Consider the following 21,285-nt stretch of genomic DNA (forward strand, 5'->3'; position numbering starts at 1 on the left):
GACGGCCTCTCATTCCGAGATTGCGGCGGCGCCCGGCCTGCGCGGATCCGCCGCGCCTTCGGTCGCATCGTCGCGGATCAGTAGCGTCTGCGTGCTGCCGATGGTCTCCCCGACCTCAAGCCGGTGTCCGCGCGCGCAGCAATCTCGCCTCGATAGAACGCGTCGGCGCCGTGCTCGGCGATCTGCCGCAGCGACCAGGCCAGGTCCGCCTGGACGAGGCGCTCACCGGCGCGCAGCGCGCTGCCGTCCGGATGCAGGTACACGGCCGCGCCGTCGGCGCTGAGCACCAGCCCGTCGGCCGCGAGGCGGACCGCCGGCTCGACCAGGGTCGCCCACGGCAACCGCCCGTAGCGGCTGTGCCGGGCACGCGCCCGCCGCCTTGTAGCCGGCGGTGGCGCCATCGATCCTGCCCTCGTCGTCGAGATAGGCGTCCAGCGTCGCCGCGGCCGGTGCGGCCGGTGCGGCCGAGCGATAGTCGATGGCGACGGTGCGCCCTTCCTCCACCAGGTGTACCAGCATGAAGCCGTCGCCGCCGATGTTGCCGGCACGTGGCAAGGTGACCGCGGGTGCAAAGGCGGTGGCCACGGCCGCGTCCACCGCGTTGCCGCCCGTGCGCAGGATCTCCGCACCGATCGCGCTGGCCGCCTCGTTCTGGCTGACCGCCATGCCGCGCGTGCGACGACGGGCTTGTGGATCTCCTGATAGTTCAGCAGCTGGCGGGTCTGCGCCGTGGCCGTGGCCGCCATGGCCAAGAACAGGAGCAGCAGGCGGAACCTTTGAGGCGCGATGGCAGGGACAGGCATTGGCAGCCTTCGATCGTGACGGGGTGCCCGGCCGTTGGCGGCCGTTCTTCTCAGGGTGACCCACGTGCGCGGACCTGTCGCGAACGATTGGGGGCCAGGGGTTACAACCCAGGCTATCGGCCGGCCATAGACGGCGGTTATCCGTCGGCAATGGAAAGTCAACGGCGACCGCGACCGCCGATCCCGCTTCGCCTGGCGGCGTCTGCTGTCCTGCCCGTAAGATCGCGGAGATGCGTTCCCGTCAGACCGAATGTCTTCTACGCCGTCTACACCGCCGGTTCATCAGTGCCGTCGCACGCGCTGCAAGTCTCCCAGCCCTCGGTCAGCCAGGTGCCGCACCGCACGCGACGACACCCTGTGCGCGACGCGGCATCCGCTGCGGAGGCCGCCGGAATGAACCCGGGGAGCAGCGCGCACCATCGACCATTCGCCGCGCGGGCATGACCACAAGGAGATCCCCGATGGGCACTTCAGTGCTTCGTCGCCGCCTGTTTTCGTCCCGCCTGCCGGCGTCGCTGGCACTGTGCCTGCTGGCCGCCTGCGCCTCCGTGCCGCCCCCGTCCGTCCCGGAGGACCCCGCGGCCGCCGCCGTCAGGCTGCAGGAGCGGCGCGAATGGGCGTTCGCGAAGGACGGCGTACGCTTCGACAACCGCCTGACCGCAGCCCGCCTGACCGGAGTGACACGCACGGGCGCGTACACCTACGTGGTCGACGCCGCGCCGGAAACCCGGCCGGTCAATCCCAGTCCCTGGTATGGCTTCCGTGTCGCCGCCGAACGGCCGGCGACGGTGCGCATCGCGTTCCGCTACCCGGGATTCCAGCACCGCTACCATCCGAAGCTGGGCAGCGGCGACGGCCGCTGGCGCGACGCATCGCCGGAGGAATTCGAGCCCGAACGCGACGATGCCCCTGCCACGCTGCGCATCGAAGTGGGGCCGCAGCCGCTGCTGGTGTTCGCGCAGCCTCCGCTCGAGCCCGGGGATTTCGAGGACTGGACCGACACGATCGCACGCGGACTGCCGATCGAACGCAGCGTGTTCGGCCGCTCGGTGCAGGGCCGGCCGCTGCGGATGTTCGAGTTCGGCGGCAGCGATGACGCGCCGCTGCTGGTCGTGATCGGGCGCCAGCACCCGCCGGAGAACACCGGTTCGCAGGCGCTGTTCGGCTTCGTCGAAACATTGGCCGCCGATACACCGCGCGCGCGCGCGTTCCGCGAACGCGTGCGCACGCTGGTGGTGCCGCTGGTCAATCCCGACGGCATCGTCGAGGGCCACTGGCGCGGCAACCTGCGCGGCCGCGACCTCAACCGCGACTGGGGACCGTTCACCGAGCCGGAAACGCGCGCCCTGATGCAGTCGCTGTTGGCGCGCAGCGAAGGGACGGGACGCCGGGTCGTATTCGCGCTCGACTTCCACTCGACCTTCCACGACGTGCTGTACACCGTCACCGAGGATCCCGCGCGGCAGCCCGGCGGCGCGCTCGCACGCTGGATCGCGGCGTTGCGCACGCTGTCGCCGGGACTGGAGGAGAAACCCTCGCCGGCCGTCCGACCGGTGTTCAAGAACTGGGCGTTCTGCCGCTTCGGCGCGCCCGCGGTCACCTACGAAGTCGGCGACACCACCCCTGCCGCGGAACTCGACGCCCTGTCGCGCCATGCCGCGCAGGCGCTGATGGACCTGTTGTTGCAGGAGCTGCCGGTCGGGCCCGTACCGGCCTGCACGATTTCCGCCGGCAACGACGACTGACCTGCGGCTCTAGCCAGCGACACCGGTTCTGCTCCTTGCCGGAATGTTCCCGGATCGGCGATCCGTCCCGCCTGTGGTTCAGAGGTCTGCGCACGGTGCTCCGTGCCTGCGAAGGCGCGAGCATAGCCTCCGGTTATGTGTCACCGGCGTCTTTTCAATGGTGGAAGGCCGGGCGACTGCCTAAGGTGTGGTGAGCGCCGCGAACCGCGCAGCAATAGATCAAGGACTGCCCGGACCGATGTCCCGACTCCAAGACCATTCCGCTCCGGCCGCTGCGACGGTGCGATGGCCTTCATCCTCCCCCCGGTGCGCGACTGCGCGTCGCGCATCCTCGATCGCGTGCTGACATGCCGCCCATCCTGAGCGCTGAGCACCGCAGTTGGCCGCTGGCCACACCGTTCCGGATCTCGCGCGGAGTCAAGGAGTCCGCCGAGGTCGTGGTCGTCAGCATTCGCGAAGGCGAGCGCACCGGCCGCGGCGAGGGCGCGCCCTACGCCCGCTACGCTCCGAAGGCGAGCTACGTCGAGCCAGCGGTTCTTTCGGAGGGCGTGGACCATCTGTTCGTCAACGGAGTCCCGATGATCGACGCCGGACGCGCCGCCGACGCGCTCGCGGGCCGGGTTATACGCCATCGCCCTCCGGCTGGAACGTGCCCGTGACGGCCGCGCGCCATGGATCGCGATCACGCCGGACGCGGTGGAATAACTTCAGGCCGTGGAACACCGTGTCTTTTTCACTGCCCGGGCCGGCACGTCATGCGACGCGGGCCGGTCGGTACGGCGGCCGGACGACATTCCGCAAGATTGCGGAAGCAAGCGAGGAGAATACGCGACATGAAAGAAAATGCCACGAAGGCGAGCCTGCTGTGCACCCTGATGTTGCTGGGCATCACGGCGCCTGCCGTCGCCCACGACGCCAGCCCGCTGCAGGCAATCGTCTCGACACCGCCCCTCGACACATCGCCTGGCTGCGCGATCGCCGCCTATCGGGACGGCGAGATAGTGTCCTCCACGGCGTCCGGCTATGCCAATCTCGAGCGGCGGATCAAGCTGGATGCCGACACGCAGTTCTACGCCGCATCGGTATCCAAGCAGTTCACCGCGCTGGCGGTCATGCAACTGGTCGCGGAGGGTCGTCTCTCGCTGGACGACGAGGTCCGGTCGCACCTGCCCGAGCTGCCGGCCTATCGCCGGCCGGTCACCGTCCGAATGCTGCTCCAGCACAGCGCGGGCATCCGCGACTCGCTCTCGCTGCTTCGCCTGGCCGGCCATGAGCACGCATCCGGCGCGACCATGGATCTGGCGACCGACCTGGTGCTGGCCCAGCAGGACACGAATTTCGAACCGGGAACGGAGGTCCGCTACTCGAACGGCGGCTACCTGCTGTTGGCGCGCCTTGTCGAGCGGATCACCGGTGAGCGCTTCGCCCGACGCGTCGGACGGACCATCTTCGAGCCTCTCGGGATGGACAGCAGCTTCGTTCTCGACGGGAACGTCCCTGCCTCGAGCCAGCTGGCGCACGGCTACGTCCGCACGGGTGCCACGTTCGAACGTCGCGACACCTATCCGCGGTTCGGAGGATCCGGTGGCGTCATGCTGACGCTGCGCGACCTGGCCAGGTACGAATACGACATCGAGAAGGGCAAGCGTGTCTGGACGCCGCAGATCCTGGCGCTCATGACCGAGCCCGGCATTCTGTCCGACGGCCGCCCCGCCGCCAGCGACGACGATGATCTCGTCTACGCCGCCGGACTGGCAGTCGGACAGCGGCAGGGATACGACGTGGTCCAGCACGGGGGAAGCGCCGAGGCGTTCCGGCACGCGTACACGCGCGTTCCTTCCCAGCACCTGGGGATCGCCGTGTTCTGCAACCACAGCGACGCCGATCCACAGCGAAAGGTCGACGCCGCCATGACCGCTCTGCTGGGACCGGCGGCTGGCTATGTCGCGCCGCTTCCCGAACCGGGGCCATACCGCTCGAACGAACTACGGGCCCACTACTCGGTCGAGCGCAACGGACGGACCATCACGATCACGATCACGCCGGACGGCACCTCTTCGGCACCGTCGCTCCTGGTCCTGCGTGCGAAGAGCGACGGCAGCTACGAAGGCGAAGGCGTGACGCTGCGTCCCGACGGGCGCGATCTGCTGATCGGTACCGCGCGGGCGAAGGATCTGCGCGTTCGTCGTATCGGAAACTGACTTCGGGGCCGATCGGGACCGGCGGCAAGGCCGACACGCCCGTCAGGCCACGGTGGCGGCCTTCTTGTCCGTACATTGCCTGTCCGCAAGCGAGCCCCACGTGCGCATGCTGCGCGATGCCGCGAAAGTGTCCGCCGGCGTCACTCGGATCCGCGCGTTATCGGGGTTCGGGTGTGCATGACGCGCACGATGCTGAAGCCACCATTAGCTTGACGTTATAGGTCGGCCAAGCATTTTCAATGGTGGGCCATCGCCGCGCTCAGTACCCTCGAAATTGCAACACACGAGCGCGCACAGGCGGATGGACGAGGCAGCTCGCTTCACTGAACGATTCACGCTGCTCGCCTGCAGCGTTCGAAAGCACGCCATTTCAGGGAGCAGACCGTGTTCAACACCCGCAACGACGCATCGCATTGTTTCCACCTCATGCATGCCCGCCCACGCCGGATGAGACGCACCGCCCTCAGCCTGCTGATCCCCCTTTCCCTGAGCGCGATCTGCTCGGCCCATGCCCAGGAGCCACGAGCCTCCACGGACGAAGCCGCAGCATTCGACAACGCCCCTGCGACCCCCACCGCCTCCGAGATGGACACGGTGGTGGTGACCGGCACCCGCTTCAGCAACCGCACGGTGCTGGAATCGCCGGTACCGATCGACGTCCTGAGCCAGGAGGACCTGCGCGCCGCGGGCTACAGCGACACACCATCGATGCTGTCGTCGCTGGTGCCGTCGGTGAACTTCCCGCCCACCAATACAGCCAACGGTTCGTCCTTCATGCGCCGCCTCTCGATCCGCGGCCTCAACTCCTCGCAGGTGCTGGTGCTGGTCAACGGCAAGCGTCGTCACCTCGGCGTCAACGGTTCCAACGCCGCCGCCGACTTCAACTCGTTCCCGCCCACCGCGATCGGCCACATCGAGGTCCTCAGGGACGGCGCCGCCGCGCAGTACGGCTCCGATGCGATCGCCGGCGTGGTCAACGTCATCCTGCGCCGGGACCTGGGCACGCGGCTGGAAACCACGATCGGCCAGACCTACGAAGGCGACGGCGAGACCATGGAATTCAGCCTGAACCACGGTTTCGCTCTGGGCGACAGCGGCTTCCTGCACGCGTCGTTCTATCATCGCAATCAGAACATGACCAACCGGCAGGGGTACGACAAGCGGCAGATGTATTTCGGCGACCGCGACGGCAACCCGGTGATCTTCCCGACCACCGGCCCCGACGACGCCACGCCGGTGCTGGGGCCGGGCGACACCTTGGATCCGCGCGAGGCCACGTTCGACCGGTACAACACGTACCGCATCGGCGACCCGAAGCGGGACGAGAACGCGATCTTCTTCAATGCCGAGGTTCCCGTCGGCGCCCTGGATCTGTACGGCTTCGGCGGCTATGCCCGGCGCGAGGTGGAAACCCCCTTCGTGTTCCGCGCCCCGCTGGACAACAACAACGTACGCGCCATCTATCCGGACGGCTTCCAGCCGCTGATGCTCGGCATCGTATCGGACGCGTCGATCAACATCGGCCTCAAGGGCATGCTCGGCGAGTGGGATTTCGACCTTAGCCAGGGCTGGGGCAACAACAGTACCCGCCCTTATCCGCGGAACACCCTCAACCCTTCGTTCGGCGCGGACAGCCCGACCGAGTTCTATGCCGGCAAGTACTCGCTGACCCAGGCGGTCACCAACCTCGACTTGACCCGGCAGATCGATCTCGGCTGGCAATCGCCGATCTACCTCGCACTCGGCGGCGAATACCGTCGGGACAGCTTCGCGACCCGGGCCGGATGGCCGGCCGGCTACGAGCACGGCGGCGCGCCGGTGCTGGACGGCCCCAACGCAGGCAACACCACCAATGCCGGCTCGCAGGGCTTCGGCGCCCTCCGCCCCGAGGACGAAGTGGACGTCAGCCGCAGCAACTACGCGGTCTACGCCGACGCCGAGACCGAGTTCTGGGACCGCCTGACCCTCTCCGCGGCCGGCCGCTTCGAGCGCTACAGCGATTTCGGCAATACGCTCGACGGCAAGCTCTCCTTCCGCATGGCGTTCAACCCGGTGTTCGCGCTGCGCGGCAGCATCAGCACCGGCTTTCGGGCGCCGACCCTGGTGGACTCGTACTACACCTCGACCAGCTCCAGCTTCATCCAGGGCGTGTCCTATGTCACCCGGCGCTTTCCGCCCTCCGACCCGGTCGCGCGATTGATGGGCGCGAAGGACCTGGAACCGGAGGAATCGCTGAGCTTCGGCTTCGGCGGCACATTCCAGTTCACGGATTCGTTCCACGCCTCCGTGGACCTCTACCAGATCGAGGTCGACGACCAGCTCGCATCGTCCAGCACCTTCAACGACGACCGGGCACGCGAGTTCTTCGCTGCCAACGGTTATCCGAACATCAGCGGCGCCAGCTTCCCGATCAACGCGATCGACGCCCGCGTCCGCGGCCTCGACATCACCGGCTCCTACGGCATCGACTTCGCCGGCGGAAGCCGCCTGACCCTGACCACCGCGATCAATTTCAACAACCGCAAGATCCTGCGCACCGTCGAGACCCCTCCCGAACTGCGGGAGATCACCTCGATCGACCTCTACAACCGCGACCGGCAGATCAGCTACTCCGAGGGCCAGCCCCGGCGCACCTTCAACTTCTCCGGCAACTACGAGGTCGGCGACTGGACGCTGTTCGCGCGCCTGATGCGGCACGGCAAGTACCGCAACGCCAACGTGAACCCAATCTACGACGAGACGTTCTCCGCCAAGTGGCTCACCGATGTCAGCCTCGCCCGCAGGTTCGGCGAGTCGCTGACGCTCAGGGCCGGCGTGAACAACCTGTTCGACGTCTATCCCGACGAGCGCACGCCCATCAACAATCCGCACGGCGCCTCCCGCTATCCGGCTTCCAGCCCGTTCGGGTTCAACGGCGGCTACTATTACCTGCGCATGCAGCTGGACCTCTGACCCGGCATCGGCGGGCGGCCGGGATCGGGATCGCCTCCCGACACCGCCTGCACCGCGCCGACCACGAGCCGCCCGGCTTCCCCCGGGCGGCGTCGCCGCTTGCCCGATACGAGGCGTCGGCTGCCGCGCGCTCTTTCCCGGCCACCTCGGTCGCGCTTTTCCGATAGCATCGCGCTCTGGCCCCCCAGGTCCCTCGACGTGACCATCCGCACCCTCAAGACCCGCGAACGCCTGTCCGAAGTCCGCTACGAGATCCGCGGCGAGCTCGCCCGGCGCGCGCGCGAGCTGGAGGGCCAGGGACGCACGCTGGTCAAGCTCAACATCGGCAACCCGGGCGCGTTCGGGTTCCGCGCGCCGGAACACCTGCAGCGCGCGATCGCCGACCACATCCACGACACCGATCCCTACACCCACCAGCAGGGCCTGCCGGAGGCGCGCGAGGCGATCGCCGCGCACCATCGGCGCCGCGGCACGCCCAACGCGTCGCCGGAGCGCGTGTTCGTCGGCAACGGCGTCAGCGAGCTGATCGACATCTCGCTGCGCGCGCTGCTCAATCCCGGCGACGAGGTGTTGCTGCCCTCGCCCGACTACCCGCTGTGGTCGGCGGCGACGATCCTCAACGACGGCCGCCCGGTGTTCTACCGCTGCAACCCCGAGGACGGCTTCCTGCCCGATCCGGACGAGATCGAATCGCTGGTCTCGGCGCGCACCCGTGCGATCGTGCTGATCAACCCGAACAATCCGACCGGGGCGGTCTATCCGCGCGCGCTGCTCGAGCGCATCGTCGCCGTCGCCGAGAAGCACCGCCTGCTGCTGATGGTCGACGAGATCTACGACGGCGTGCTCTACGAAGGCGCGAACTTCGAACCGCTGGCGCCGCTGGCCGGCGACCTGCCCTGCCTGTCGTTCAGCGGCCTGTCCAAGGTGCACCGCGCCTGCGGCTGGCGGGTGGGCTGGGCGGTGCTGTCGGGCGATCCCACCGCCTGCGGCGACTTCCACCACGCCATGGACCTGCTCGGCGCGCTGCGGCTGTGCGCCAACGTGCCGGGGCAGTTCGCGATCCAGGCGGCGCTGGACGGCAGCGACACCATCGGCCCGCTGTGCGCGCCCGGCGGTCGCCTGTTCGAGGCGCGGCGCGCGGTGATCGAGAGCTGCGAGGCCAGCGAACATCTGCGCCTGATGGCCCCGGCCGGCGCGCTGTACGCGTTCCCGGGCGTGACCGGCGCCGCCGCGGAAGGTTTCGACGACCACGCCTTCGCGCTGGAGATGCTGGAAACCGAGGACGTGCTGATCGTGCCCGGCTCCAGCTTCAACGTGCCCTACCGCAACCATTTCCGCGTCACCCTGCTGCCGGAGCCGGCGCTGCTGCGCGAGGTGTTCCATCGCATCGACCGGGTGCTGCAGCGGCACGTGGAGCGCGCGACCCGGGTGGTGGCGTTGAGCCCCCGCAGCTCGGCGGCTTGAGAGCGAGGAACGGAGAAACGAGGAACGAGTGGAAGCGTTCCTCCTCTCGTTTCCCGTTCCTCGTTTCTCGTTCCTCTCACGCACCGGAACCGTCGCATGGCACTGTCCTACCTCGCCCTCGGCGACAGCTACACCATCGGCGAATCGGTGCCCGAGGCCGGCCGCTGGCCGCTGCAGCTGGCACGGGCGCTGCGCGCGGACGGCATCCCGCTGGCCGACCCGCGCATCATCGCCGTCACCGGCTGGACCACCGGCGAGCTGTCGGCGGCGATCGACGCCGCCGAACCGCTGGGGACCTACGGCTTCGTCAGCCTGCTGATCGGCGTCAACGACCAGTATCGCGGCCGCGACGTGGACGACTATCGCGAGCAGTTCGCGGCGCTGCTGCAGCGCGCGGTCGGCTTCGCCGGCGGCCGCGCCGACCGCGTGCTGGTGCTGTCGATCCCGGACTGGGGCATGACCCCGTTCGCGGCGCAGTCGGGGCGCGACCCGGCGCGGGTCGCGCGCGAGCTCGACGCCTACAACGCCGCCGCGGCGCGGACCTGCGCCGCAGGCGGCGTCGCCTTCGTCGACATCACCGCGGTCAGCCGCGCGCGCGGCGCCGAGGCGGACATGCTGGCCGAGGACGGTCTGCACCCCTCGGCGGCGATGTACGCGGAGTGGGCGCGGCTGGCGCTGCCGGCCGCGCGTCAACGGCTGTCGGGATCGGGCGGCAGGCCCGGGAACTGATAGGCCAGCGTCATCGCCGCCGCGACCAGCAGCGGCGAGGCGAGCATCAGCAGGCCGATGCCGATGTCGGCATCGCCGGCCGTCGACGCGGCCGCCCACCACGCGACCCAGCCGTGGTACAGCGCCCAGAATGCGGAGGTCGCCAGCGCGCCGGCGAACAGCGCACGCAGCGCACGCCGGTATTCGAGCCGGGCCGCCACCATGAGCGCCGCCAGCGCCAGCACCGGTCCGCCGCAGACCAGCGACAGCACCGGCAGCAGCGCGGGCTCCAGCGGCGTCGGGCGATCCAGCCACCGGCCCGACAGCACCGGCACCGCCAGCACCCAGGCCAGCACCAGCGCCAGGGCGATGCCCAACGCGGCCGCGGCGAGCTTCGGTTGGCGACGCAGGCTCATGGCGGCATGGTAGCGTGTCGGCAACGCGGCGCCATGATCCCACGCATGCAGACCCCGTCCCTCGAATCCGCACCCGCGGACCCGCCGCCCGGCGATGGCCGCCCGCTCGACCGCGCGCGTTCGGCGCGGATCGCCCGCGCGTTCCTGCCGGAACATCCGCTGGGCAACCGCCATGATTATTTCTATACGCTGTTCAAGCTGCGCACCGACCCGCTGTATCCGGGGGTGCTGGCGGCACTGCGCGGTAGCCATGCGCCGCTGCTCGACCTCGGCTGCGGCCTCGGCCTGCTGGCGCACGCGCTGCACGCGGACGGGCAGGCGATGGCCTACCGCGGCGTCGACATCGACGCGGCGAAGATCGCGCGGGCGCGGCGCAGCGCCGCCGCGACCGGACTGGCCGATGCCGCGTTCGAAGTCGTCGACCTCGCCCGCGGCATGCCGCCGCACCGCGGCAGCGTCGCCATCCTCGACGTGCTGCAGTACCTCTCGCACGCGGCGCAGCGCGAACTGCTGACCACGGCGGCAGCGATGCTCACCGCCGACGCCCGGCTGGTGATCCGCACCGGCCTGGGCGACCGCACGCGCCGCGGCCAGACCACGCGCGTCACGGATCGGCTCGCCAACCTGATCGGCTGGATGCAGGAACGGCCGAAGTGCTACCCGACCGCCGACGGCCTGCGCCACACGCTCGAGGATGCGGGCCTGCAGGCGACGTTCGCCCCGCTGTACGGCCGGACCCCGTTCAACAACTGGCTGGTGGTGGCGCGGCCGCGCGGGTAGCCGCGCGCCGTTCGTTCCCGTCGCGACTTCCGTCGCTCCCACCAAGGGAAGTGAGCGACGACAGGTGGACCCTGTGGGAGCGACGGAAGTCGCGACACCTGCAACCCTGGGCCGCCGGCGGGGCCATGCCGTCGCTCCCGTGCCGCGGGTGCCATCAGAACGTGATCGCCGCACGCGTCAGCAATACCCGTTCATGCAGGCGGCCGTCGGCGGCCAGGTCGACCCGGCTGTCCTCATAATCGAACGTCAACCGCCACTCCTTGGGGAACCACAGCCCCAGCGACAGACCACGCACGCGCAGACGGCTGCCGCTGTCGGCGGGATCGGCGAATATGGGAAAGGCGTCCGGATCGATCCGCATCTCGCCGTAACGTCCGGTCAGCTCGATCGCGACCGGAATACCGGCGCCGGGAATCGTCAATCGGGCCGGGACGACCCGCGCGAAGTCGCGGTCCTCGCCAGTCAGGACCCGTCCGAGCTGCACTTCCCAGCCGCGATGCGCCAGCGTCTTCGACGCGGCATCTGCGCGTACCGTGGCCTCGGAACGCGCCCATTCGACCTGTCCATGCCACGCCCCGTCATAGGCATCGGCGAACAGGACCGAGCGCGCGGTGTCGCCATCGGCATAGGCATCGGCCGCCGGGCGGAACCACACCGCGCGCCCGGAGGTGCGGTACTGCCCCAGGCGGGCGTCGCCAACCGCGCCTTCGCGATGGCCGCCGCTGAGACCGCCGCCGTAGCGCAACCGGGCGCCGCCCACGGCCGTCGTGGCGACCAGCCGCAACATGGCCTCCATGCCATGATCCACAGCCCCCTTCACCTCGCCGTCCGCAGCGCCGTCGAATACGCCCAATTCGATCCGCAGCGCGTCGTCCGGCAGCATGTCGATGCCGAGCAGCACGCCGTTGTCGCGGTTGGGGGTCATTTCGGAGACCACGCTGTTCTCGACCATCGCCGCGGCGTTGATCGATTTCAGCCGGTCGATGCTCAACGGCGACTTGAAGCGGCCGATGCGCAGGTTCCAGCGTGCGCCGGGGGTGAGGTCGAGGTAGGCGTCGAGCACCTGGTTTCGGTTCCGCTGCAGGTCGGGCATGAAGCGCAGCGACCAGCTGTCGCGGCGGTATGCAAAGATCGGCCGCACACGCCGCACTTCCGACGACCCCGCGCCGCTGCCGGACCCGTCGTCGGAAAAATCGCGCAAGTCGTAGTGCACGTAGCCGTACACGCGCAGCGGCGCCTCCTGGGCGGCTGCGGTCGTGCACGCCGCCAGCAGCGCGGTCGCGACGGCGGAATACGTGCCGGCCCGCCTGAGATGCGCAGGACGCGAGGCGAAGAGCATGCGCATCGGCTCCTCCTGGACGCCAACGTGGAACAAGGAAACGGGTGCAGTGGTCGGACTGCGTCAGGTCCTGGGCCCGTCGCGCGGCGCGAACGCGTAGCCGGCGTTGGGCACGTGCTCGATCCAGTCGCCGGAACCGCCGATGCGTTCCAGCTTGTGGCGCAGGCGGTGCACCAGCTGCTTGAGCGCGTCGCGGTCGGCCGCGTCGCGGTCGGACCAGACGAAACCGATGACCCGCTGCGGGTCGACCGGCTTGCCCTGATGGCCCAACAACAGCCGCAGCAGGCGCAGTTCCAGGGTCGAAAGCCGGCACGCTCCGCCGCCGGCCACCCGCGCCTCGCTGCGGGATGCATCGATGGACAGCGGCCCGACCAAGAGCACGGGCTCTTCACCGTCGCCGCCACGGCGCAGCAGCGCCCGGATCCGCGCCAGCAGCGCGCGCGGGCTGAACGGCTTGCGCAGGTAGTCGTCTGCACCGAGGTCGAGTCCCCGCACCTCGTCCTCCTCGCCGGCGCGGACGGTCAGCATCATCACCGGGACGTCGCTGTCCCGACGCAACGCGGCCAGCACCGCGAACCCGTCGCGCCCTGGCAGGTTGACGTCGAGCACCACGAGGTCGGGCGCCAGGCGCGTTGCCTGCGCCAGTGCCTGCTCGCCGTCGAATGCGATCGCCACTTCGTAGCCCGCATTGCCCAGCGCGAACTCCAGCAGTCCCACCAGTTCGACATCGTCGTCGACGATCAGGATGCGCATCGGGGATTTCCGGATTCCATCGGTGCGTGTCGCGTGCACCGCACCGCCGCGGTTGCGCCGGCGGCCGGTGCGCGTCTGGACGACGATACCGTCCCGCGCTCCCTGCCTGTCCCTGCCGCCGATTGCGGCCCAGTGGTCGCCGGGCGGTGCCGCGCGGCATGACGTTGCGGGTCTGCAGGCGGCACCACCCGGCGGCCACTGGAACACAATGCGATCTGTTTCATGCTAGGACTCCAAGGGAAGCACGATGCCGAAGCGGGCGCCCTGGCGATAGCGCGGCACGGCGACTACGACCTGGCCGCGATGTTGCTCGACCAGGGCGCGCACGATGGCCAGCCCGAGGCCGGCGCCTCGCTGCGACGGCTCCTGATCCGGCGCCCTCCGGAACGGGGCGAACAGGTCCGCGTGCGACTGCATCGGCGGCAATCCAGGGCCTTCGTCCTCGATCCAGAGCGACACGGTCTCGTCGCCCCAGACGATGTCGACCCAGATCGAACTCTGGTCGGGCGCGAACTTGTTGGCGTTGGCGAGCAGATTCACCACCACCTGCGAGAGCCGTGGTCCGTCGCCCATCAACACATGCTCGCTGCGCGGAAGCGACATGACGGTGCGCTGGTCGCGCTGCTCCAGCAACGGCCGCATCAGCGCGATCGCATCCTCGACCAGCGCGACGAAGTCCACCTCCTCCCGCCGCAACCGCATCTCGCCGCTCTCGATCCGAAGGCTGTCGAGCAGGTTGTCGACCAGTTGCGAAAGCCGCAGCGCGCCGCGGAACTGCGCATCGATCAGCCGGATCGCGACGGCGTCGCCACCGCCCCGCAAATGGTCGCGCAGCAACTCGATCGCGGCGATCTGCGCCGACAGCGGAGTCTGGAACTCGTGCGACAGGTTGGCGAGGATCGCATCGCGCATCGCCCGCGAGGCCTCGTCGCTGGTCTCCTCGCGCACGATCGCGACCTGGCGTCCACCGATCGGCGCGGCGCTGCGGACGACCAGGTTGCACGGTCGTCGACGCACCAGGTACCGCCCTACGACGTGCGCCAGCCCGTTGGCACGTGCCTCGGACAGCGGGTGGGGCGACGCCTCGCCGGCCGCGCCATCCAGGGGCGCGGGCATCAGCACCGCATCGAACGGATGACCAACGACGTCGGCCTCGTCACGGTCGAGCAGATCGAGGAACTGGCGGTTGGCGTAGCGGATCACTTCCTGCGTGTCGACCGCGACAATGCCGTCGCCGACGCCGTCCAGGACGGTGTCCAGTTCCTGCCGCTGACGGCGCTCCTGCTCGGTCAACGCACGCACCTGCCGGCGCATGCCTTCCAGGCTGCGCGCCAGCGCGGCGGGTTCGGCCAATTCGGTCTCGGGCAGGGCGACCGGAGTTTCCAGATCACCGACGCCCAAGCGCCGGGCAGCGTCGGCCAGGATCGAGAACGGGCGCGAGATCCGCCGCGCCAACCAGGCCGCGACGATGGCCGCGAGTGTGGCGATCGCCAGGCTGCCGATACCGAACGCGGTCAACCAGCCAAGGGTGTCGCGCCGGAGCACGTCGCGCGGGACCGATACGGCCACCAGCGCGTCGACTTCCCCGGCCGCCGAATGCACCGGCTCGATACGAATCACCGCATCCGCGCCGAGCGGGCCGATCGTCTCGGCCTTGCCAGTGGTCCAGGCGTGGCGATAGGCATTGCGCAGCTCGTCCTCGTCATCGTCCCCGTCCCGCGCCTGCGCATCCTGTCCGTGGACGATCCCGAGCGGACTGATCAGGCGGATGCGGGCGTCATCGTCCGACTGCGCGGCGAATCCTCCTTCCGGCAGGATCCGCGCCAGGACCACACGGGCACCCTCCTGCATCGCGACCGGCGCGGCTTCGACGTACCAGAAGCGGCCGCGGACGGGATCGAACTGCAGCCCCGGGCGCAACGGGTCGGGCGGCAGGGTGCCGCCCTGCACGAACGGCCCGCCGCCGCGCTCGACGCTGACGTAATCCATCCGCGCGGTCGTGCGGAAGGCTTCGAGGAACTCGCGTGCCTCGGACTGCCGATCGCGCCTTAGATAGCCGTGCAGCGTCGGCCGCTCCGACAGCAGGCCGGCGACGGTCATCACCTCGCGGCGCTGGTCTTCCAGCCGCGACAGCGCCTCGGCCGCGGCCTGGGTCGCCTGCGCCTGCGTCCGTTCGCGCAGCGACGCGCTGATGATGCCCGCGCCGGTGGCCAGCAGAAGCACCGCGAGCAGCAGCACCAGTCCGACATGGCTGAACAGCAACAGGCGCGGCAGGCGCTGATGGAGCACGGCATTCATATCCCGCGCCCGTGATGCCGCGACAGCTGCTCGACCACGGCCTTGGCGAACAGGGTGATCAGTCCGAGCAGCGCCAATAGCGACGCGACGGCGAACGCCGCGGTGAACTGGTATTCGTTGTAGAGGATCTCGACGTGCAACGGCATGGTGTTGGTCATCCCGCGGATATGGCCGGAGACGACCGAAACCGCCCCGAACTCGCCCATCGCGCGAGCATTGCACAGCAGGATGCCGTATAGCAGGCTCCAGCGGATGGTCGGCAGCGTCACGTACCGGAACGTGCGCCAGCCACCGGCACCGAGGGTATAGGCCGCCTGCTCCGGATCGGTCGACTGTTCCTGCATGTAGGCGATCAGCTCGCGCGCAACGAACGGAAAAGTCACGAAAAGCGTCGCCAGCACGATGCCGGGCACGGCGAAGATCACCTGCCAATCCAGAACGCCCAGGACCGGCGCGAACCAGCCCTGCGAACCGAACAACAGCACCATCACCAGGCCGGCGACCACCGGCGAAACCGAGAACGGCAGATCGATCAGCGTGACCAGCAGGCTCTTGCCGCGGAAACGGAACCGGGTCAGCGCCCAGCCGGCGGCCAGGCCGAATACGACGTTGAGCGGCACCGCGACCGCCGCCACCAGCAGGGTCAGCCGGATCGCGGCGCGCGCGTCGGGTTCTCTCAACGCGGCGACGAAGGTCTCCCAGCCGCCGGAGAACGCCTGGCTGAACACCACCGCCAGCGGCAGGCCCAGGAACAGCAACAGGAACGCCACCACCACCGTCACCAGCATGCGGCGCAGCCACGGCGGATCGCGCAATGCGGGCGCGTTGTGTCCGTCCATCAGGCGACCAGCCGCCGGTTGCCGCTCCAGCGCTGCAGCAGGTTGATCAGCAGCAACAACAGGAACGAGAGGATCAGCATGGCCACCGCCAGCACCGTGGCCCCGGCGTAGTCGTACTGCTCCAGTTGCACCACGATCAGCAGCGGCGCGATTTCGGACACGAACGGGATGTTGCCGGCGATGAAGATCACCGCGCCGTACTCGCCCACCGCACGCGAGAACGACAGCGCGAAACCGGTGAGCGCTGCCGGCAGGATGTGCTGCGCCACCACCAGGCGCATGCTCTGTCCGCGGCTGGCGCCGAGCGAAGCGGCGGCCTCCTCGAGCGCCGGGTCGAGGTCCTGCAACGCGGGTTGTACCGTGCGCACCACGAACGGCAGGCCCACGAACACCAGTGCCACCAGAATGCCGGTCGGCCTGAAAGCAGCCTCGACGCCCAGCATCGCCAGCGGCCGGCCGATCCAGCCGTGGCTGGCATAGAGCGTCGCCAGGGCGATGCCTGCCACCGCCGTCGGCAGTGCGAACGGCAGATCGATCATCGCGTCGAGGATGCGTCGTCCGGGAAAGCGGTAGCGCACCATCACCCAGGCCGTCGCCGTGCCGAATGCCAGATTGATCAGCGCCGCTGCCAACGACAGGCCGAAGCTGAGCCGGTAGGCGGCGAGCGCGCGGTCGCTGGTGGCGATGCGCCAGATCTCGGACGGCGCGATGTCCAGCAACTTCAGGAACGCGGCCGCGATGGGCAGCAGCACGATAAGCCCGAGATACGCCACCGTGATCCCGAGCGTCAACCGGAATCCGGGATGCAGGCGACGCAGGCCCGAACGCCGTCGCGGCAGGCGCTCCGCGTTGGCCGCCACCGCATTCACCGGCCGCGCGCAGCGAAGATCTTGTCGAAGCGGCCGCCCTCGGCGAAATGCTCGGCCTGCGCCTGGCGCCAGCCGCCGAACAACTCGTCGATGGTGAACAGCTCCATGCGCGGGAACTCGTCGACATGCTCGGCCAACACTCCGGGATCGCGCGGGCGGAAGTGGTGTTTGGCGGCCAGGCGCTGGCCTTCCGGCGAATACAGCCGCTCCAGGTAGGCCTTGGCGATGGCCTCGGTACCGCGCCGGCGCACGACCTTGTCGACGATGGCCACCGACGGTTCGGCCAGGATGCTCACCGGGGGACGCACGATCTCGAAATCGTCGTTGCCGAACTCCTGCAGCATCAGCAGCGCCTCGTTCTCCCAGGCCAGCAGCACGTCGCCGATGCGCCGCTGCACGAAGGTGTTGGTGGATCCACGTGCACCGGTGTCGAGCACGGGCACCGAGCGGAACACCCGGGTCAGGAAGGCTTCCGCATCGGCCTGGCTGCCGCCCTGCTTCAGGATTGCGCCCCAGGCGGCCAGATAGTTCCACCGCGCGCCGCCGGAGGTCTTCGGGTTCGGCGTCACCACCGCCACGCCGTCGCGCGCCAGATCGGGCCAATCACGGACGTCCTTCGGGTTGCCGCGGCGGACCAGGAACACGATGGTCGAGGTGTACGGCGCGCTGTTGTCGGGCAGTTCGGCCTCCCAACCCGGATCGACCAGCCCGCGCTGCACCAGTTCGTCGACATCGCCGGCCAGCGCCAGGGTCACGACGTCGGCTTCCAGCCCGTCGATCACCGCGCGCACCTGCTTGCCCGAACCGCCGTGCGACATGCGGATCTGCGGCGCGGCGCCGTGCTCGCGCCGCCACGCGTCGACGAAGCCGGCGTTGAACTCGGCATAGAACTCGCGCGTGGGGTCGTAGGAAACGTTCAGCAGCGACGCTTCCGCCGCGGCACCGGACCGTAACGCGGCGTCGGAGGGATCCCCGCCGCCGCAGGCCGCCAGTGCGAGCAGCGCCGAAGCCGCGAACGCGCGCCGGAACCGGCGGCGGGGCGCCGCGGGGGCGGATCGGTCCGGGCTCATGGCACGGTCTCCTGCACGAAGGGCGTCCGCGACCGGTCGCCGCGCCGATTGCGGAATGCGCTGGTGGGAAACAGATGCAGATCGGACTCGTCGGGTTGCACCATCAGGAACGCCCAGCGCCCGTCCAGCGCCCTGAGCCAGGCCTGCTGACGTGCGCCCAAGGCCGAGCGCGGCCCCAGGTCGAGCGCGATGACGTCGGCCGACTCGTCGATCGGAATGACCTCGTCCGCTGGACCGGTGGCGGCGCCATCTTCGATGGTGAACGCCACGCTGCGCAGGGTCAGCGCATCGCTCCAGCGCGCGGGCTCGCCGGATGGAAGCGCGCCGCCAGCGAGGTCGCGCATTTCCACGTTCGCCCCCGCTTCGCCCGCCATTTCCGCCAGCAGGTTGATGTCTGGCTGGCCGGCGGCGAACGCGCGCAGCAGCACCGACCAGCGTGATCGGCCCGCGGCGGCCAGGGGGTTGCCGTACGGAGCGGCCAACAGGACCTGCTGCACGCCTGCCTCGCGCAGGAACTTGAGCAGCTTCTGCGGCTGCCGCATCGAGACCGGCAGCAGCACCAGGTCACAGGACTCCCCGTCCAGGTGCGCGCGTGCCGCACGCCACAGATCGACCTCGTGCGCGCTGCTGTCGATCAGCCGCAGGTCGCCGGCGAAGGACTGTCGGTAGTGCTCCAGCCTCGCGTGCAGGTCGGGCGCCGCCACCGCGCCGCCGAGCACCGTGACCAGCGCGTGGGTCCGTTCCCCGTAGGCCAACGCCAAACCGGTCACCGCATGCCCGTCTGGATCGTCCGGCGCGATCGCCAGGATCCGCAGATCGGGCTGCGGCACCGCATGCACGTGTTCCGCGAACAGGGTGACCTCGTCCCCGGCCTGCAGCGGCACCAGGTGCGAGGCCTCGATCGAGCGCAGTGCTTCGAGCAGATGGCGGCGCCCGCCCGCACCCGCCTCGCCGGTGTTCACCGACAGGTAGACGCGCTCGCTGGCGCCGAGATACTCGATGCGATCGACCCGTGCCGGGTGCGAGAACAGGTCGCGGTCCGCGGGCGTCGGGCTGTTGGCGCGCAACAGGCGCAGCTTCTCGGGCCGCAGCAGGATCTTCACCCGCCGCGGGACCACCTCGGGGTCGGGCGGCCCGGCCTCCAGCCGGATCCGCGCGCCGGACCTGGTCAACTCGCCCGGAAGCAGGTTGGCACGGCCGACGAAACTGGCGACGAATTCCGTCCTCGGCTCGCGGTACAGCTGCGGCGGCGACCCCTCCTCCAGCAACCGCCCCCGGTGCAGCACCATGATCCGGTCGGCGATGGCGAAAGCCTCCTCCTGGTCATGGGTGACGAAGATCGCGGTGGTGCCGATGCGCTTGAGCAGTTCACGCAAACCCTGACGCAGTTCCTGGCGGATCCGGGCGTCGAGCGCCCCGAACGGCTCGTCGAGCAACAGCAGGCGCGGGCTGTGCGCCAACGCACGCGCCAACGCAGTGCGCTGGCGCTGGCCGCCGGACAGCTGCGCCGGGTACTTGCGCGCGCTGCCGCCGAGTCCGACCAATTCCAGCAGCTCGTCACGGCGCACCCGCCGGGCGTGACTGTCGACCTTGCGCACCCGCAGCGCGAATTCGACGTTGTCGGCGACGGTCAGGTGTTCGAACAATGCGTAGTTCTGGAACACGAAGCCGAGGTCGCGGCCCTGCGGCGGGAGCTGGGTGACATCGCTCCCGTCGACGCGCACCCTTCCCGCGTCCGCAGCGGTCAGGCCGGCGATGATGCGCAGGATCGTGCTCTTGCCGCTGCCGCTGGGTCCGAGCAGCACCACGAGATCGCCCCCCGTCACGGTGAAGGACACGCCGTGGACGACCGCGCGCCCGGCGTAGTGTTTACTGAGGCTCTGCACTTCGAGAGACATCCTGAAAGCTGCCGTCGATTCGTTCGCCGTCAGCTTCCGGCTCTGTGGTCACGGCGTCAGTTCCGGCGCGGTTACGATCCGGTTACGGCGGGTCCCGAGCGAGTCTGCCGCGCATGCGTCGCGACGCCGCGAGTGCGGGCTGCAGAGCGCACGCAACGAGGAAGGATTCCTCCTGTCGCGACTTCCGTCGCTCCCACAGGGGCGAGCTGCAAGCCTGCGGCAAATCATGCGCTTGCCGGGCAATGACCCAGCCCGCGCCGGCCATTGCCCCTTGTGGGAGCGACGGAAGTCGCGACGCGGCGAACCCGGAACCGCGGGATCGCACCTAGCGCACGGTTGCGTCGGCGTGGACGGGTCGCACCGCGGGCGCGTCGCCCGGCGGCAACACGGCCCGGTAGCCCAGCGCCTGCAACCGCTGCAGCAGGCGCTCGATCGTCTCGACGCTGCGTCCGTGCGGCGCGCCCTCGTGCAGCAGCACGATCGCGCCGGGCGCCAGGTCGCGCTCGATGCGGGCGACGGCCTCCGCGGGATCGCCGCGCACGGCGTCGTAGCCACGCGCGCTCCAGGCCACGCGCGCCAGGCCGTGCCGCCGCAGCGGCGCCGCCACGAACGGATTGGTCATGCCCACGACCGAACGGAACCAGCGCGGCGCGACGCCGGCCAGCGCGGCCAGCGTCGCCTGCGCCTCGCCGATCTCGCGCGCCATCCGCCGCGGCCCCAGCGCCCAGAACCAGGCCTGCGGGTGGGTCTGGCTGTGGTTGCCGATGCCGTGGCCGCGGCGCAGGATCTCGCGCACCAGTTCCGGCCGCGCCGCGGCGCGGGCGCCGACCAGGAAGAACGTCGCGCACGCGCCATGGCGGTCCAGCAGGTCGAGGATCGCCGCGGTGTCGTCCGAAGGGCCGTCGTCGATCGTCAGCCATACCGCCCGCTCCTCGACCGGCAGGCGCGCCAGCACCGGACCGTAGAGGGTGGCGCGCGGCAGCAGCACCGACACCCAGAACGGCACGTGGCTGAGCAGCATCGCCGGCAGTCCGATACGCCAGCCGAAGCCCCACCACAGCGCGATCACCAGCGCCTGCGAGGGCAGCAGCCAGGCCAGCCACGCGTGCGGACGGTCGGGAACGCGATGCAGTGTTTGCCGGCCGCTCAT

18 protein-coding genes are annotated in these 21,285 nt (G+C 69.8%); 7 read left to right on the top strand and 11 right to left on the bottom strand.

Going from position 1 to position 21,285, the window contains the following annotated elements; all coding sequences use genetic code 11:
• Positions 1-77: 77 nt before the first annotated feature.
• Together U3649_RS00805 and U3649_RS00810 are read right to left on the bottom strand one after the other, a co-directional pair.
• Complete coding sequence (locus tag U3649_RS00805) at positions 78-287, bottom strand: gamma-glutamyltransferase (protein WP_407353006.1); 210 nt, start codon at positions 285-287, stop codon at positions 78-80.
• Positions 223-666 (bottom strand): gamma-glutamyltransferase, encoded by a 444-nt coding sequence (locus U3649_RS00810; RefSeq protein ID WP_407353007.1) that lies wholly within the window; start codon positions 664-666, stop codon positions 223-225. The genes U3649_RS00805 and U3649_RS00810 overlap by 65 nt, the downstream gene beginning before the upstream one ends.
• 598 nt (positions 667-1,264) lie before the next feature.
• Between U3649_RS00810 and U3649_RS00815 the strand changes: the two genes are divergently transcribed.
• From U3649_RS00815 to U3649_RS00840, 6 genes are all read left to right on the top strand, one after another.
• Positions 1,265-2,548, top strand: a complete 1,284-nt coding sequence (locus tag U3649_RS00815; RefSeq protein WP_407353008.1) for a M14 family metallopeptidase — start codon at positions 1,265-1,267, stop codon at positions 2,546-2,548.
• 347 nt (positions 2,549-2,895) lie between these two features.
• Positions 2,896-3,207: a hypothetical protein gene (locus U3649_RS00820; protein WP_407353009.1), complete on the top strand. Its 312-nt coding sequence runs from the start codon at positions 2,896-2,898 to the stop codon at positions 3,205-3,207.
• A 174-nt stretch (positions 3,208-3,381) separates the two neighbouring features.
• Positions 3,382-4,749: a serine hydrolase domain-containing protein gene (locus U3649_RS00825; RefSeq protein WP_407353010.1), complete on the top strand. Its 1,368-nt coding sequence runs from the start codon at positions 3,382-3,384 to the stop codon at positions 4,747-4,749.
• Positions 4,750-5,196: 447 nt separating this feature from the next.
• Positions 5,197-7,701, top strand: a complete 2,505-nt coding sequence (locus U3649_RS00830) for a TonB-dependent receptor plug domain-containing protein (RefSeq protein WP_407353011.1) — start codon at positions 5,197-5,199, stop codon at positions 7,699-7,701.
• Positions 7,702-7,899: 198 nt separating this feature from the next.
• The gene (locus U3649_RS00835; protein ID WP_407353012.1) at positions 7,900-9,165 is read left to right on the top strand and encodes an aminotransferase class I/II-fold pyridoxal phosphate-dependent enzyme; all 1,266 of its coding nucleotides are present in this window, start codon (positions 7,900-7,902) and stop codon (positions 9,163-9,165) included.
• A 96-nt stretch (positions 9,166-9,261) separates the two neighbouring features.
• Entirely contained in the window at positions 9,262-9,894 is a 633-nt protein-coding gene (locus U3649_RS00840) for an SGNH/GDSL hydrolase family protein (protein WP_407353013.1), read from the top strand.
• On the opposite strand, the gene U3649_RS00845 is transcribed toward U3649_RS00840, so the two are convergent.
• A complete protein-coding gene (locus U3649_RS00845; RefSeq protein ID WP_407353014.1) occupies positions 9,855-10,289 on the bottom strand; it encodes a hypothetical protein in 435 nt (144 codons plus the stop codon). The two genes, U3649_RS00840 and U3649_RS00845, sit on opposite strands and share 40 nt — an antisense overlap.
• Before the next feature lie 45 nt (positions 10,290-10,334).
• On the opposite strand from U3649_RS00845, the gene U3649_RS00850 reads away from it, so the two are divergent.
• A complete protein-coding gene (locus U3649_RS00850) occupies positions 10,335-11,069 on the top strand; it encodes a methyltransferase domain-containing protein (protein ID WP_407353015.1) in 735 nt (244 codons plus the stop codon).
• A 154-nt stretch (positions 11,070-11,223) separates the two neighbouring features.
• Here the strand turns inward: U3649_RS00850 and U3649_RS00855 are convergent, their stop codons facing one another.
• The 8 genes from U3649_RS00855 to U3649_RS00890 all read right to left on the bottom strand — a co-directional run bounded on the left by U3649_RS00855 (position 11,224) and on the right by U3649_RS00890 (position 21,285).
• Positions 11,224-12,414, bottom strand: coding sequence for a porin (locus tag U3649_RS00855; RefSeq protein WP_407353016.1), 1,191 nt, complete (start codon positions 12,412-12,414; stop codon positions 11,224-11,226).
• Between the two features lie 57 nt (positions 12,415-12,471).
• A complete protein-coding gene (locus U3649_RS00860) occupies positions 12,472-13,161 on the bottom strand; it encodes a response regulator transcription factor (RefSeq protein ID WP_407353017.1) in 690 nt (229 codons plus the stop codon).
• A 225-nt stretch (positions 13,162-13,386) separates the two neighbouring features.
• Positions 13,387-15,450 carry an ATP-binding protein gene (locus tag U3649_RS00865; RefSeq protein WP_407353018.1) on the bottom strand — a complete coding sequence of 688 codons (2,064 nt, stop codon included), beginning with the start codon at positions 15,448-15,450 and terminating at the stop codon, positions 13,387-13,389.
• Between the two features lie 5 nt (positions 15,451-15,455).
• Positions 15,456-16,298, bottom strand: coding sequence for a sulfate ABC transporter permease subunit CysW (gene cysW / locus U3649_RS00870; RefSeq protein ID WP_407353019.1), 843 nt, complete (start codon positions 16,296-16,298; stop codon positions 15,456-15,458).
• Complete coding sequence (gene cysT / locus U3649_RS00875) at positions 16,298-17,158, bottom strand: sulfate ABC transporter permease subunit CysT (protein ID WP_407353020.1); 861 nt, start codon at positions 17,156-17,158, stop codon at positions 16,298-16,300. The genes cysW and cysT overlap by 1 nt, the downstream gene beginning before the upstream one ends.
• A 5-nt stretch (positions 17,159-17,163) precedes the next feature.
• A complete protein-coding gene (locus tag U3649_RS00880; RefSeq protein WP_407353021.1) occupies positions 17,164-18,237 on the bottom strand; it encodes a sulfate ABC transporter substrate-binding protein in 1,074 nt (357 codons plus the stop codon).
• Entirely contained in the window at positions 18,234-20,123 is a 1,890-nt protein-coding gene (locus tag U3649_RS00885; RefSeq protein ID WP_407353022.1) for an ABC transporter ATP-binding protein, read from the bottom strand. The genes U3649_RS00880 and U3649_RS00885 overlap by 4 nt, the downstream gene beginning before the upstream one ends.
• 337 nt (positions 20,124-20,460) lie before the next feature.
• On the bottom strand, positions 20,461-21,285 hold the full coding sequence (locus tag U3649_RS00890; RefSeq protein ID WP_407353023.1) for a polysaccharide deacetylase family protein: 825 nt from the start codon (positions 21,283-21,285) through the stop codon (positions 20,461-20,463).

The organism is Luteimonas sp. R10 (genome assembly GCF_045689605.1).
Classification (GTDB): domain Bacteria; phylum Pseudomonadota; class Gammaproteobacteria; order Xanthomonadales; family Xanthomonadaceae; genus Luteimonas.

Excerpts from the sequence above, each read along its gene's own strand:
- U3649_RS00810 (WP_407353007.1), bottom strand. The coding sequence starts at position 666 with ATGGCGGTCAGCCAGAACGAGGCGGCCAGCGCGATCGGTGCGGAGATC.
- U3649_RS00815 (WP_407353008.1), top strand. The coding sequence starts at position 1,265 with ATGGGCACTTCAGTGCTTCGTCGCCGCCTGTTTTCGTCCCGCCTGCCG.
- U3649_RS00820 (WP_407353009.1), top strand. The coding sequence starts at position 2,896 with ATGCCGCCCATCCTGAGCGCTGAGCACCGCAGTTGGCCGCTGGCCACA.
- U3649_RS00825 (WP_407353010.1), top strand. The coding sequence starts at position 3,382 with ATGAAAGAAAATGCCACGAAGGCGAGCCTGCTGTGCACCCTGATGTTG.
- U3649_RS00830 (WP_407353011.1), top strand. The coding sequence starts at position 5,197 with ATGAGACGCACCGCCCTCAGCCTGCTGATCCCCCTTTCCCTGAGCGCG.
- U3649_RS00840 (WP_407353013.1), top strand. The coding sequence starts at position 9,262 with ATGGCACTGTCCTACCTCGCCCTCGGCGACAGCTACACCATCGGCGAA.
- U3649_RS00845 (WP_407353014.1), bottom strand. The coding sequence starts at position 10,289 with ATGAGCCTGCGTCGCCAACCGAAGCTCGCCGCGGCCGCGTTGGGCATC.
- U3649_RS00850 (WP_407353015.1), top strand. The coding sequence starts at position 10,335 with ATGCAGACCCCGTCCCTCGAATCCGCACCCGCGGACCCGCCGCCCGGC.
- U3649_RS00855 (WP_407353016.1), bottom strand. The coding sequence starts at position 12,414 with ATGCGCATGCTCTTCGCCTCGCGTCCTGCGCATCTCAGGCGGGCCGGC.
- U3649_RS00860 (WP_407353017.1), bottom strand. The coding sequence starts at position 13,161 with ATGCGCATCCTGATCGTCGACGACGATGTCGAACTGGTGGGACTGCTG.
- cysW (WP_407353019.1), bottom strand. The coding sequence starts at position 16,298 with ATGGACGGACACAACGCGCCCGCATTGCGCGATCCGCCGTGGCTGCGC.
- U3649_RS00880 (WP_407353021.1), bottom strand. The coding sequence starts at position 18,237 with ATGAGCCCGGACCGATCCGCCCCCGCGGCGCCCCGCCGCCGGTTCCGG.
- U3649_RS00890 (WP_407353023.1), bottom strand. The coding sequence starts at position 21,285 with ATGAGCGGCCGGCAAACACTGCATCGCGTTCCCGACCGTCCGCACGCG.